General features: G+C 38.8%; 9 protein-coding genes. 6 read left to right on the forward strand and 3 right to left on the reverse strand.

The annotated features are described in order from the left end of the window. Window positions 1–104: 104 nt before the first annotated feature. The 4 genes from QW284_02985 (at window position 105) to QW284_03000 (ending at window position 4,349) form a co-directional block, all read left to right on the forward strand. Entirely contained in the window at window positions 105–1,133 is a 1,029-nt protein-coding gene (locus tag QW284_02985) for an ABC transporter permease (protein ID MEM0338630.1), read from the forward strand. Between the two features lie 4 nt (window positions 1,134–1,137). Then, window positions 1,138–1,989, forward strand: a complete 852-nt coding sequence (locus tag QW284_02990; protein ID MEM0338631.1) for an ABC transporter permease — start codon at window positions 1,138–1,140, stop codon at window positions 1,987–1,989. Window positions 1,990–2,097: 108 nt separating this feature from the next. After that, complete coding sequence (locus QW284_02995; GenBank protein MEM0338632.1) at window positions 2,098–3,360, forward strand: hypothetical protein; 1,263 nt, start codon at window positions 2,098–2,100, stop codon at window positions 3,358–3,360. 167 nt (window positions 3,361–3,527) lie between these two features. After that, a complete protein-coding gene (locus QW284_03000) occupies window positions 3,528–4,349 on the forward strand; it encodes a sugar phosphate isomerase/epimerase family protein (GenBank protein ID MEM0338633.1) in 822 nt (273 codons plus the stop codon). On the opposite strand, the gene QW284_03005 is transcribed toward QW284_03000, so the two are convergent. From QW284_03005 to QW284_03015, 3 genes are all read right to left on the reverse strand, one after another. Continuing rightward, on the reverse strand, window positions 4,346–6,277 hold the full coding sequence (locus QW284_03005) for a hypothetical protein (GenBank protein ID MEM0338634.1): 1,932 nt from the start codon (window positions 6,275–6,277) through the stop codon (window positions 4,346–4,348). The two genes, QW284_03000 and QW284_03005, sit on opposite strands and share 4 nt — an antisense overlap. A 62-nt stretch (window positions 6,278–6,339) precedes the next feature. Continuing rightward, window positions 6,340–7,731, reverse strand: a complete 1,392-nt coding sequence (locus QW284_03010) for a glycoside hydrolase family 28 protein (GenBank protein ID MEM0338635.1) — start codon at window positions 7,729–7,731, stop codon at window positions 6,340–6,342. A gap of 488 nt (window positions 7,732–8,219) precedes the next feature. Further along, window positions 8,220–10,745 (reverse strand): hypothetical protein, encoded by a 2,526-nt coding sequence (locus tag QW284_03015; GenBank protein MEM0338636.1) that lies wholly within the window; start codon window positions 10,743–10,745, stop codon window positions 8,220–8,222. Between the two features lie 612 nt (window positions 10,746–11,357). On the opposite strand from QW284_03015, the gene QW284_03020 reads away from it, so the two are divergent. Both QW284_03020 and QW284_03025 read left to right on the forward strand, forming a co-directional pair. Beyond that, window positions 11,358–13,214 carry an alkaline phosphatase family protein gene (locus QW284_03020; protein MEM0338637.1) on the forward strand — a complete coding sequence of 619 codons (1,857 nt, stop codon included), beginning with the start codon at window positions 11,358–11,360 and terminating at the stop codon, window positions 13,212–13,214. Between the two features lie 45 nt (window positions 13,215–13,259). After that, window positions 13,260–14,465, forward strand: a complete 1,206-nt coding sequence (locus QW284_03025; protein MEM0338638.1) for a hypothetical protein — start codon at window positions 13,260–13,262, stop codon at window positions 14,463–14,465. Window positions 14,466–14,487: the final 22 nt, after the last annotated feature.

Below are 14,487 nucleotides of genomic sequence, written 5' to 3' on the forward strand. Positions count from 1 at the left end.
AACCATTTATACATAAGCTTATGTATAAGCTCAATAGTTAAACTTATTATAGTTAAATTTATTAGTTACTACAAAACTACTTTATCTTAACAAGGAGAGATTTGATGGTTAGACTAGGCATAGATAAATCTTTAGTTATATATTTAGCTAGAAGGATTGCTGTGCTTATTATTACATATTTCATAGCAGTAACAATAGTTTTTGTATTGCCTAGGTCAATTCCTGGTAATCCATTGGCTCTTAAAATGCAGCAAATTATTCAGCAGTGGATTGCAAATCCAACGTTGATTCCACAAGTCTATAAAGAGCTTCTTAATATATTTCAGTTTGATAAGCCTTGGTATATACAGTATGTAACTTTTTTGAGTAGGGCTTTTAGGGGAGATTTTGGTATATCTGTAGATATGTATCCGATGAAGGTTAATGATGTTATAGCTATGGCCTTACCCTGGACTTTGGCTCTTGTAGTTCCTGCTGTTTTGGTGTCATGGTTTGTAGGAAATATTGTGGGTGCATATGTGGGGTATAAGAGGGGTGGGCTGTTAGAGAAGATTGTTGTTGGCTATTCACTCGTTGTATCAAGAATTCCATATTACTGGCTGGCCATGTTGTTGTTATTTGCTTTTGCATTTCAGTTGCGTTTATTCCCGACAGGAGGAATGTTCTCTGCTGGGATGAGACCTTCACTATCTATTCAGTTTATTACCGACTATCTATGGCATTATACGTTACCATTTTTATCAATATTCATTGTGGAGTCAGCGGGTTGGATGAGCTCTATGAGAATTTTAACGGCGGGCGAGCTGGGCTCAGATTATATAGCTTATGTGGATTCGCTCGGGGTTAAGGATAAGATTGTATTTAGATATGCTTACAGAAATTCGTTATTACCTCAAGTAACAGGGCTTGCACTAAGTCTTGGCTTTTCAATAACCGGAATACTAATAGTAGAGACAGTATTTAACTACCCAGGGCTGGGATACTTCCTATCAAGAGCTATAGGATCGCTCGACTATCCATTAATCCAAGGAATATTCTTAATAGTTATAGCAACAGTGTTTCTAGCGAATTTCATAGTAGACTTCATCTATGCTTTAATAGACCCTAGAATTAGACTGGGTGGAGGGGTATAATGCAATGAAAATCCCAGTAATAGCATACGCTGTTTTAACAAATAAGAGATTTGTAATAGGGATTACGGTGTTTACAATAATAGTGTTACTTGGTCTTGTAGGACCCTTGGTTTATACTAGAGACCCATTCAAAAGAGGGCCTAGAAACATGCCACCATCTCTAGAATATCCTCTAGGCACAGATGGATTTGGAAGAGACGTATTTGCACAATTTTTATATGGCATAAGAACATCTCTCTTTGTAGGGCTTTTAGCAGCTCTAATAGCAACGCCAACAGGGCTAGTAATAGGCTCTGTTGCTGGAATAAAAGGTGGTATAATAGATGAAATCCTCATGTCATTTACAAATATATTTTTGGCCATTCCGAATTGGTTGGTAGCCGTTCTTATAGCGTCTTACCTACCGCCAGAGCAGCGAGGACCCCATGTAATAGCAACATTAATAGGCTTGTTTAGCTGGCCCTGGTTTGCAAGAGCTATTAGAGCACAGTTTATGAGCTTAAGGGAAAGGGAATTTATTTATCTATCTAGAATGGCTGGTTTTGGAGATATGAGAATAGTTTTTGAGGATCTTTTACCAAATATAGGACCATATATAGTGGGGGCATTTGCAGCATTCATGGCTGGTGGTATAGCAGGTGAGGCTGCCTTAGCATTGCTACTATCAACAGAAATGGCAAAGTATATCTCGCTTGGTATGATGCTTTACTGGGCAAGCTATTTTATAGCATATGTTACAGGCTCTTGGTGGCTATTTTTACCACCTGGTATAACAATAGTGGCGTTAACAACTTCTCTAACACTTATAGCAATAGGATTGGAAAATGTGTTTAATCCTAGGCTAAGAGAAACATAAACTTTTAGAAATTTACAAAAATTACTTCTTATTCTTCGATATATTAAGATAATAAAGATTTATATACTTCCACATAACTATGATTTTAACTTAGGGTGGTTAGACTATATGATAAAAACCAAGTCTGTTATCATAATGTTAGTTGCTATAACACAACTAATCCTGCTATCTATGTGGGCAGCCAGCACATATGCTCAAGCAGGTGTCGCCACACTATTTCCACCTCCAACACCATTCAAGGGTGTGAGAACAGCTGGACCTGATGCACGGTGGACTAGCGTAGACTTTGATAACGTTCAATTCATGGCAAATCTATGGAATCTTGCATCCGGTGCTCAAGGTACTATGACAATGAATTTCACGGGTCCATATGTAGAGGTGTTTGGAAACTTCACAAATCTTCCAAATCAAGTAACTGTACAGGGTGGTCCTGGTATTAGGTATGGTCAAGGTATATGGGGTGGTTTACCACCTGCTCATCCCCTATACAACATACCCAAGAAGGTAACCGCGCTTCCATATGTAATATTCTTTGCAAATTACACCATATATGAGAAAGAGTCTACACTTCCGCTAACAGCATCACTATACTTGTGGACAGTAAAGGCTCTTCGTAGCAGTGGCACCCAAGCTGGAGATGTTTTGGTCATTGTTAGGGTCTATAGACATCCAGGCTGGCCCTTAACAGGAACTCCCCAGGCTAATGTAACAGCACCACTCATAATAAACAACACACTTGTATATGGAGACTTCAAGGTGTTTACTGGAAATCTTGATAGATCGTCAAATACTCATACAACTGTGGTATTCGAGCTTACAGCTCCTGTAAATATAAGAAATGGCAGAGTTGGCATACCAATACAAGACTATATAGCTCTTGCTGCAAATATTCTAGAATCTCTAGCACCAAAAGTTTGGAGCAGAGGAATGGTCTTAAATAATACGTTCCAAATGATAGACTTTACAATTGAGTGGGCTTCTAATACTCAAGGAAAGGGAGTATTTAAATGGAGACTATACGAAATCTCATTCCTTGTTGGAACAAAAGCTGTAGAAAAGACAATTACAACTACAACAACAAAAACAATTACACAAGCCCAGACAACAACTACCACTAGTGTATCCACAGCTCTAGTAACTACTACCACTACCAAAGAAGTGACAACAACATCAACATTAACAGTACCAACAACAATTACAGCAACAATACTATCAACAAAAACAGCTACAACAATATCTACAGTATTGTCAACAACGGTATCAGTATCGCCAACAACAGTAATAGTAACAGATTGGACAACAACAACAATACTAGCAGTAGTACTACTCATAGTCGGAATAGCCATCGGATGGATAATAAAAAGAAAATAAATTATTAATTTATTTTTAAAACAAAATTCAAAATAAAACCTTTTCTATACAATATATCTACTAATTTTCTAAGCCACCTCCTTCCTCCACTACCTAAACCAAATGTTTTTGAGGTAAATTTAATTTTATATAGGTGAGCAAATAACACAGAATTTAGGTGGATGTAGATGAAATTGGCTATAGTATCTGATGAAATAACACAAGATTTTGAGCATGCTCTTAAGGTCATAAAGGAGTTAGGTGTGGAGCTGGTTGAGATTAGATCGTTGTGGAATAAGAATATTATTGAGTTGACTGATACTGAATTAGATAATGTAAAGAGTTTGTTGAAGAAATATGGCTTGATGGTATCCCATGTAGCTTCCCCTGCCTTCAAGATGTATATCGATGATGAGAAGAGCTTTGAGCAACATTTAATGTTTATACGTAGAGCTATTGAATTGACTAAGCTGTTTGATTTAAACTACACAAGGATCTTTACTTTTTGGTGGCAAGGAAGTCTAGAGCTATATCTAGATCTACTCATTGATAGAATCCAGCATGCCCTCGACATAGCTAAAGACGAGGGGGTCCACCTCATAATAGAGAACGAGTATTCATGTTTCGTTGGGACAGGCTTCGAAACCAAGATAGTACTGGAAAAAATTAAATCACCTTGGTTAAAGGTGTTGTGGGATCCTGGCAATGCCTTTTTCGCAAGAGAAACACCCTACCCTATAGGATACAATTACGTTAAAGACCATATCATGTATATGCACCTAAAGGATGCTATTGTTGATGAAAGGGGGAGATTTGTTTGGAGACCTATAGGCAAAGGCGCTATAGACTATTATGGGCAACTGAAGGAGATTGCTAAAAAAGATATAATTGTATCTCTTGAGACTCACTATACCCCACAAGGCGGAACAAAAGAGGAAGGCACAAGGGAATCGTTTAAAGGGCTTATGGATATAGTGAATAAGATAAAAATGGAGATGGATTTGACCTAGCTTTGGCTTGGCAACGAGATTATGTTGCCATAAAGTGATTGGTTGTAGTATCTTCTCACAACCTTAACAACTTTTTCTTTTGGATTGCCATTCTGAGTGTATATCACTAAGGAGTGCTCGTTCCACACTATAACCTCATCTCTGGGGTCTCCTACCACATCCCACACATAGACCTTTGGCCCCCATTCACTACCCTCCCACATATCATATTCAAATGCAACTAGTAGGTTTCCATAAGCATCGTATAAACCATTATGAGATGCTAGTAACTGGTACCTGTTTCCAAGCCAGTTGACAGGTATCCACCCAAACACTTTGTTGAATGCGGCAAACACTAGTTCGCCATTTAAATCAAATAGAAACTGGTTAACACCACCCCAAAATGTTTGGGCAACTATTAAAGGTCTTGGTATTGAGGGGTCGAAATATGCTAGGGATAGAACTTGGGCATGGCCTAGGTGCCATTCTTTGATTATTTCACCCTTTTCAGCGTCTACAAAGTAGAAACCCCCATCTTGGTTAGCTAGAGCTATATATTTCTTATTGTTGTAAGTATATGCTACAGCGCTATCACAGTGATCGTAGAGATCCAGCCTCCAGAGCACTTTACCATTATCATCTATCAGGGCATCTCCCACAAATATCTCGTCCCTCCCATCGTCATCTATATCAACAACTAGCGGGGTATGTATTAGCTTACCTGTATAGCTCCACAGCTCTTCGAGAGTATCTGTGTAAACCCACAAGTTATTGTAGCGATCCTTAAAAACTATATCTCTTGGTCTTCCCAAACCTCTCACATCTGCAAAGACTATTTGATCCCCTAAAACTCTTTCAAAGAATGTTTCTGGGCCCTCCATATATCCTTGGCCCTCCTTAGCCATGGGCGTGCTCGTACTTGCTATAATGTTGCCTGTAGCCCCATCAAGCACCATTAACCTAAAGTTTCTGGCAACAACCACTTCATCTTTACCATCGTCATTGATGTCTATAACACCTATAGGTAACTCGGATTCAGCCGAGAAATTCCTGATATCCGGTCTGCCCATCTGCCAAAGAATATTCCCATTAATGTCTATCGCTGTTATACATGTGATATGCCTGTATATATTATGATGGTATTTCTCCCCCGTTACAACATTGTCGTTTTGAGCAAAAACAAATTCTGGAACTCCATCGCCGTTCAAATCGCCTATCCTCATAATCCTCGCTGCGTATTCTCCAAGCTTAATACGTTTGTATACCTGTGCATCTGGAATCTGAAAGCCATTAAATGGTGATTTGCTATGCTCTAGAATCACGCCTTTGGGTGCCTCCCTCAATATTTTAACATGCCTTATAGTAAGTTCTCCTTCTCCTTGCCCAACTACGTAGATTCTTAGATATTTAGTACCCTTAGGCGTTTTAAAGAAGCTAAACGTCTTTTTCCAGTTGCTGCTACATCCAGCTAAAGCTATATCGCCGCATCTAAATCTGCCAAGGTTTATACATGGTTTGTAACCACATCTCCAGTCAGTTCTAAAAAAGGTTTCACCGTTATCTCCCCAAACCCATTTGTCTATGTTTATCTCAATGCTCTCTAGATTTTCATCTAAGGGCTCTACTCTTACCGCAAAACCATCTACCTCTCCTCTCTTAGAGTTAAACCTGTGACCATAGAAACAGTATCTAACCAAAACCTCTAATACATAGTAATCTTCTTCTACAGCTTTAATCAAAGGCTTGTATATTAATACCCAGCGAGAATCTTTAACACTCTTAACTTTGATACCTACGTTACCGATGTAGCTAACCGTTGGCTGAGTCTCTGTACCTTTAATGAAAGTCCAATACGTTAAACCATCAGAGAAATCAAGGTTATATGCATTTTCTGGATCAAATATAGGAGGCTCTACCTTGTGCAGGTATAGTATATTCTTGTAACTCATCCTTTAACTCCTTACATATTAGTTATAAAATCAGATTGGAAGGTATTTCTCAATAAAGGAGATCATTGCTGGTGTTTTTCTGCTGTGCAATCCTCCATCGAGATGTTCCTAACATTTTCTAATATCATTGGTTGTCCTTCAGATGATATTACCCTTACTTTTGCTAGCTTCAAATTCATAGCATTCGATATATATGCCCCTTTTGCAGCATTTAATCTGGCGTTCTCTATGATCACATCGCTTATGGGCATCTCGGGAAGGCCTGCAAGTCTCATTGCTTGTCCAGCACCATAACAAGTGATATTCTGTATATGTATATTCCTTATTATTGGTGTTCTCTCAGATACCGGTTCAGGTGGTACAGACTCGTAAAACATGTCTATTACTATTGCCTCATATATTATGTCCTTCATAGTTATGTTTCTCGCTATAACGTTTTCAACAATTCCTCCTCTACCCCTAGCAGTCTTAATTCTTATACCTCTTTCCGTTCCCTCAAAGAAGCTGTTCTCTATGGAGACATTTCTAACGCTTCCTGACATCTCACTACCTATAACAAATCCCCCGTGTCCTCTCTTCATTATGCAATTATTGACAAATACATTTGTTGTTGGTATCCCTATTTTTCTTCCTTCTTCATTCTTGCCTGACTTTAGTACAACACAATCGTCTCCCACATCGATTAGGCACCCACGTATATATACATCGCTTGAAGAGTCAACTGCTATTCCATCTGTATTCGGAGAGTAATCAGGTGCTAATATAGTGACATTCTCTATTGTTATATGTTTTGAGTAGAGTATGTGGATGTTCCACATGGGGGAATTTCTAAAGGTAACGCCATATATGTAGACATTTTCCGCATTGCGTAACTGAAGAAACTGTGGTCTAAAGAATTCGCGGAATTGTTCACATATATCCTTAGTGGGTTTGAGCCCTTTTGAAGTTAGCTCCTTATATACTCTACTTCCCTCGAAAGCGTTTTTCGTTGGCCACCAAGTTTTTGTTTGCTCATCTATGTATCCTTCCCCAGATTCTATGATTTTCTTCCATACATCCTCTGGCACTCGCGATTTTTTTAAGTACCACCAGCGCTGGCCCTGCCCATCTACTACACCTTCCCCTACTATGGCTACATTTTTAACATCTTTACCTAGTATAAGGGGCGATACCTGGCATTGGTGCACCCCCTCTCTGCGAGTTTCTATCACAGGATAACTACTATAATTAGCAACAAACTCTATCAGAGCATCTTTTTCAACTAGTATTACAGTATTGCTTCTCAGCACTATAGGAGAAGACAAGACATATTTCCCTGGGGGTATATAAACCAAAGCTCTTTTTTCTGAAGCCTCTTCTAACGCCATATTAAATGCTTTTGAGCTGTCCTCACCTCCCCTAGGATTTGCTCCATAATCAAGCACATTAATTCTTTGAGTTACGAACTGAAACATCGTATCTGCCTCCCAAAGGCTAATACCAACAACACAAATATATAAATGTTAAGCTCCCAGCCAACACTACTATTTTACAAGAACTATTGGAAACTACAACGCCAAAAGAAAGCTAGTAATTACATAATTAAATCAGCTATAATGGGTTGAGGCTGCATCGAGGAAGGAGTTAAAATAGTAATTACAATAATATAATTATAGATAGAGCGCCCATATAAAGAGAGTCCATCGCATCATAAGCTCACATAGAAGACCATAAGGTTGAATTACATGGTCTTCAGAAAACCAATAAATCTAAGCAAATCAAAATCAGAAATAAACAGCAGTTCCTGTGAACACAAGGATATTACTGCTCAAATTAATTAGGAAGGGAGATAGAGTCCGATGTTTTATATCATTATTGAATAACATTACAGCGTTGAAAGCTCTCAATTTTTACATCGCAATACTAATGATAAAAAGTAATTGATTACGTAAAATAATTTAATCTACTTTTTTCTTAGGAGCAGCGACCCTACCCCCAAACCCGCACCAAGTAGTACTATTCCTATAACTGCTGTTGTTGTCCACTCTACTTCCCTTATTGTTGTTAGGCTGGCAATTGTTGATGTAATTGTTTTCTCGCTAACAATTGTAGTTGGGCTTGCCACAGTCGCTAACACTGTTGTTTGTTTTGGTGTAGTGGTTGTAACTGTTTTTTCGCTAGTGATTGTGGTGCTAATGGTTGTAGAGACTGTTATAGTTGCTGGAGAAACAATGCTAGTTCTATAAGTTGTTGCTATTGTTGTTGGCACTATCGCTGTAGTTACAACAGTTTTTGGTGAAAGACTGGTAGTCAAAGTCGAGACAACAGTCACCGGCGACACCACAGTCATAGTAACAGTCGTTATTATTGATGGAAGTAATGGGAACATGGGAAGGGTATATGTAACAGCAGGAATGGTATATGTAGTAGGTTTGAACTCAGGATATTTAATGTTAGGTTTTGGTATTGGAAACTTTGTTTCCGTGCCTAGGTAGAAGGACAATTGGGTTGACTGCATATAGCCATGGGTCTCTAGTGCTACGCTTAATCTGTATTGCGGATCCTGCATTAATGTATATATTCTGTAGTTTGTGGGCTCTGTTGATATATATATTCTCATCTCTTTTTTATTTGCTGTAACTACTATGAATTCTTCCCTCCAATCACCAATTATATCGCCATAGGCTAGAGGAGCGTTTCTAGAACCTGGAATAACATTGGTTACATTAAATATGTGTCTCCATACCCTGTTATTCCAATCGTATTTGCTGACACTAAAGCTATTTGGTGTTACAACGTCTAGGTGTTCTCTAAGCAGATCTCCATCCCACCAAATGTTGAAGTTTGTTAGGTTCATTCTCGGCCCTACTATATAACCTGATGCATTAAATAGATTACCTGGGGCAGCTGGTCTTGTAGCCCAGCATTCCATACCTGGATACCTTGGATCTATATCTCCACAGCTTCCTCTACCAATGTCTTGATCACTTATTCCAGGACCTGAATAAGCCCATATAAGTCTGCCTGTAGCAGCTTCTACAAGAGCTACACCAGGTCTCCAATACAATGTGACTTCTCCGCTAACAGGCTTGCATACAACCTGATTGCTCACAACGGTGCAATTCTTACCATTTTCTACAAATGTGTATTTGCATCCGGCAGAACATTGTCCTGGTCTTTCCTGGACATAGAATATCTCTAGCCCTGGTCTTGAAGGATCTATATCTGCCACATGGAACCTATCACCGTGAAGCAGTCCCGAGTCCCAAAGCAGCTTACCATCATCGTCAATTGCTATCGCCCCATATACTATCTCATCCTTTCCATCCCCATCGATATCAGCAACCCTCATTTGCTGGAAGCCTTTGCTTAGACCCTGATATGGGTAATAGAAAGTCCACAGCTTCTCCAGTTTTCCATTTCTCCAGTTCCACGCCTCTACATAGATGTGTGTGTAGATACCCCTAGCAATAATTAACGATGGATGTTCTCCATCAAGGTAGGCGACACCAATCATATTTCTACTAGCTCTATTGCCATAGTTGTCACCCCAATAGGTCCAGTTGTACATGTACAACCATTCGCCAAATGCTAGAGGATAACCTGTTGCACCATCAATTATAGCAAAGTATAGTGGGTCTTTAGTTTGTCTGCCAAGATAGTCAGCATATTTCATAGTACCATCGTTATTTATATCTCCAACGACTATCACTTTACCATCGCGTGTATAGAATGTTGCATTCTCGCCTATCATGGCGGCTACTTCGGCCCTTCCATCGCCATCGAGATCGTATACAACAAATGGTGAATAGTATATACCTGGTCTTATGTTTGGCCCTAGGTCAACTCTCCATAGAAATGTTCCATCAAGTTTGTATGCCTCAAGCTTATATGTTTCTGTAGGTACAGTGGTTTGCGATGGATCTATATCTTGGTCACCTCTTTTAACAACTACTTCGTACTCGCCATCACCGTCTAAATCGCCTATGCCTGCAAGTCTAGCTCCTTGAACAGTGTCATTAAAGTTCAAGGCATCTTGTCTTAAAGGAATAGATATATAGTTGCCTATGGGGGTATTGGGGCGCAGAACATAGGGTTTCGAAAACCCTACCTCAACACCATCCACAACACTTGCTACATAATATGTTACAGGCTGTGAGAAATCGAAGTTCGTTAGATTATCAATGAACCATGTCAGATATAGAGGCTTACTATTAACTTTAACCAGAGGCCCATTCCCTATACGCCTATATACATTAAACATTATGTTGTCAGGATCTGTAGCAAGAAGTCTCCAACTCAACCAAACAGAGTTATTAGAGATTCTAAGCGCTACAAGACCCCTGCCAAGCTTCTCCATAACCCTACCTTTGAGACCACCTTGACCAGCAACAGCTCTATTAGGTGCATATAATGCTTGTAGCAAGGATAGTACCAGTAACAGTGTTATGGATGATACCATCAATATTCTATATATTGTTCTATTCATATCTTGCACCCCGCAGATAACCATTAATTAAAGTTTAAAAATATTCTTGAAGAAAAGGCTTGCAGTTCTCATAATTAAATATTAAATAAAGAAGTGTTTAATTCAATCAAATTTAAGCATCATCTATACAATTAATATACCTAGTAGAGCGTGGAACTATATTCAAAGTCTGTAGTTAAGTTACTGATGTAGTGACAAAGAACTCATAACTATACAGACTATAAACAGCAGGAATGTATAGGTTATTAACTGGCTCATTGAGAAACCTATAGCCTACTCCTAAGCACATAACGTCAATGTAAACTATTATTGTTATCATTTTAATTGCCGTAGATCAAACTCATAATTATCGTAGCTTTTTAGGTTTGTATCTCAAACACAAAGTTACCAAGTCGATTCATCTAATAGTTATCATCTTATCAGGAACTATAGGTAGTCCTGACAGCAAAGCCCTTATAATGAAAATCTCAATGTCCTGAAGAAATGTCCTAATCCTATTACATCAAAGTTAACAAAAAGTGACTCTTATCCTCCTAAAGTCTGTTGTTTTCAAATAAAAACACAAAAATTTATTTTGTGTTCCACGATCCCAGATGATCTGTGGTGTGTTGGTTGAATAGGAAGCTTATTTTAATCGGAATAGACTCTATGATTCTGGATTTTGTAGAAAAATTTGCTAAAGAAGGTCTTATGCCCAACATTCAGAGACTGATGATGGAGGGTTCCTACGGTTACGCTCTACCATCCATGCCAACCTATACCCCTACAAATTGGACCACGATTGCAACTGGAACTGATTCAACTATTCATAGAGTTTTCGAATGGGTTTTCACATCTAATGCGAGAAATGCTGAAAGTATTTGGGAAACTGCTTCAAGATATGGAAAAAAGGTTGTTCTAATTAGATTCCCCAGTTCTTTCCCTCCTAATAATACTAATGTGGTTGCTATAGGCGATGGCGCTCCCCATAATGGTTTGGGAGTTCTTGAAGAAAGCAGGCTCTATTCATCTAAGAAAATATATCGTTATTCAGGTGGTCTGCATGGCTCCTTTGAGTCGGTATTGATTAGGTGGAGTGTATTGGATTCTTGGGAATTGTTCCAGGGAACCACATGTAATGATTTGAAGCCTCTTGAGACCTCTTTAACTATTTCTTTAAAAAATAAAAAACCTGCCACAATTTATTTACTGTTATATTCAAGTAACTGTAGATCATACGATACTCTTTCAATGGCTTTCGATAAAGACTTCTCTAAAAGTATAGCAACTCTACACGAAGGGGAATGGAGTGATTTCATAGTAATACCGTTTGAGGATCTGGATGGTGGTGTCACTAAGGGGGTTTGCAGGTTTAAACTGTTGAATAGTGACCCCGAGAACTTTCTCCTTTATAGAACGCAGATCCATGCTGTGGAGGGCTTCATTTATCCTAGCGATGTCGAGAAAAAGCTTATTAATGAGGTGGGCTATTTCCTTGATAATCCATCAAGGTTATGTTTAGCGCATAAATGCTTCGATACTTTCTTTGAGGAGCTTGAGCACCATTTGGATTGGATGTATAGAGCTGCAGAGTATTTAAAAAAAGAGTTGGACTGGGATATGCTTTTTGTTCAAGTTCATGCGATAGACTATGTCCAGCATGAGTTATGGTATTGCATAGATCCTGTTGCCCATGGATACATAGATGATTCACATTGTAGAGAAGTTTTCAAGAAAGCATATTCAAAGATAGACAATTTTGTTGGTAAAATTCTAACTCTAGCAGATGATGATACTCTGGTGGTGTTAGTATCGGATCACGGGCATATAGCAAGGGTGAAGGTAGTTTTTCTAGTTGATTATCTAGTTGATAAAGGTTTCATCACCATAAAAGATGAGGGCTCCATTGATACATCAAAAAGTATTGTTAGAGAAATAAAATATGATGGACTTATACTCAATACTATATGGAGGTATAGTGATGGCATTATAAGAAGTGAAGATGAGTATAGAGAAATAGTTGAAGAGTTGATAGACGTGTTACTTTCGCTTAAGGACAGAGAAAAACATGTGTTCTATCTTGTTATACCTGGATGGGAGGCACAAGTGCTAGGCTATAGAGAGAAAGACCTAGATATCCTGTATTCTCCGCGACCGGGATATGCAATTGTTAGGGGTCTTTCTAAAAGATATCAATTAAAGAAAGAGGGCTACATCGGCTTACCTGATCCAGAGCATGGTATATGGGGAGGGGCCTCAAGCATTCACGAGGGGCTTCCATCAGCTAAACTTTCCATTGGAACCAACAAAGCTATGTTTGTGATAAAAGGTCCTAGGGTTAAGAAAGGCCTTAAAGTTGATTACGGTGTATGGTTGAGGGATATAGCACCAACGATTTGCGCACTTCTTGGCCTCCCGATACCTAGGCAATCAACTGGTAGAGTTCTATACGAGATTATAGATGGGGTGATACATATTAGTATCATGTGAATATTAAGGTTATGTGCTAGATAATGTTACTAGAGGTGTTCATTCATGGCGAAAATAACACCCTTACTCATTCCCTACGAAGTTGAAGTGGTTGAGGATATAAGGGGAGGTGTAGGAACCCCAAATCTAATACATGACGTCAAGAAAAATGTTTACTGGCTTCTATTTACTGGCTGGAGGGATCCTAGAGGAAGGTTGAGAGAAGTATTCGTAGTTGAAGTAGATAAGAACCTAATTCCGCAGTGGAATACATTAAAGAAAATATTGAGATATGATTTCCCTATTGATGCTTCCTATACACATAATACCGTAAGAGGATTCTACAACGCTACCAAAGAAGAATTTATTGTAACGACATCCCATGGTTCAAAAATATTCCTCTATACCTTTGATAGCGAGTGGAATCTGAAAAAATACAAAGAGATACTAGACTTTGGAGCAGTAAGGGATTACGGCTTCCCCATAAAACCAATAGGTGTGTATACAAAGCATCGTGATGCTATTGCTGTTACAAGGAATAGCGAGAGAAAAGAGGAGCTGGAGGTTTACATGGTAAAAAGCATTGATAACGTAGATGAGGCAAAAGCTGAAAACCTTGGGGTCGTAGCTAGGTGGGGCTCTAACGATGTATTAGACTTCACCTTGCTCCCAAGATTCCAAATATTTGCAGAACAAAACAGCTGCTCTAAATGGACTCTTCATACCTTCATAGGGCCAACACTAGATGAAATACCATCAGATGTGTTCTTTGGGAACTTCATCACTATGCAAACATCTATGACGCACTTGCTTGAAATCGATGACAATATGGTTCAGCTAGGACACCCACACTACACGACACTACCAGATGGTGCTCCCAAGCTTCTTGTTGCTGCTTTCAGGGATACCTGGAGCTTAAGACATGATACAGGTAGATGGGGGTACACACACGAAATATGGTGTATACTTCTAGATAAGAACCTATTTGATCCTAAAGCATACTACTCTTTTAAACTTAAGCTCTTCTCTAAGGACATGAATAAGTACATATATGTTCCCCCCGCTGAGAAACTCACCATATACAGTAAGATACCCCTAGATAAAATCAAAGTCTACGAATCCCCAATACCAGGAGAAGACTTAGTTGCAGATCCGTTAAGAAGGAATGGCAAGTTGATACTTGAAGATCCACCACAATGGATTAAACTAGAGATATCAACTGCTTCTAACAATGTAGCAGAAGAACCGCTATACCTACTCGCTACCATATAGAATCATTAAACTTTATTAAGTT

Source organism: Ignisphaera sp., assembly GCA_038735125.1.
Taxonomy (GTDB): Archaea; Thermoproteota; Thermoprotei_A; order Sulfolobales; family Ignisphaeraceae; genus Ignisphaera.

Excerpts from the sequence above, each read along its gene's own strand:
- QW284_02985 (MEM0338630.1), top strand. The coding sequence starts at position 105 with ATGGTTAGACTAGGCATAGATAAATCTTTAGTTATATATTTAGCTAGA.
- QW284_02990 (MEM0338631.1), top strand. The coding sequence starts at position 1,138 with ATGAAAATCCCAGTAATAGCATACGCTGTTTTAACAAATAAGAGATTT.
- QW284_02995 (MEM0338632.1), top strand. The coding sequence starts at position 2,098 with ATGATAAAAACCAAGTCTGTTATCATAATGTTAGTTGCTATAACACAA.
- QW284_03000 (MEM0338633.1), top strand. The coding sequence starts at position 3,528 with ATGAAATTGGCTATAGTATCTGATGAAATAACACAAGATTTTGAGCAT.
- QW284_03005 (MEM0338634.1), bottom strand. The coding sequence starts at position 6,277 with ATGAGTTACAAGAATATACTATACCTGCACAAGGTAGAGCCTCCTATA.
- QW284_03010 (MEM0338635.1), bottom strand. The coding sequence starts at position 7,731 with ATGTTTCAGTTCGTAACTCAAAGAATTAATGTGCTTGATTATGGAGCA.
- QW284_03015 (MEM0338636.1), bottom strand. The coding sequence starts at position 10,745 with ATGAATAGAACAATATATAGAATATTGATGGTATCATCCATAACACTG.
- QW284_03025 (MEM0338638.1), top strand. The coding sequence starts at position 13,260 with ATGGCGAAAATAACACCCTTACTCATTCCCTACGAAGTTGAAGTGGTT.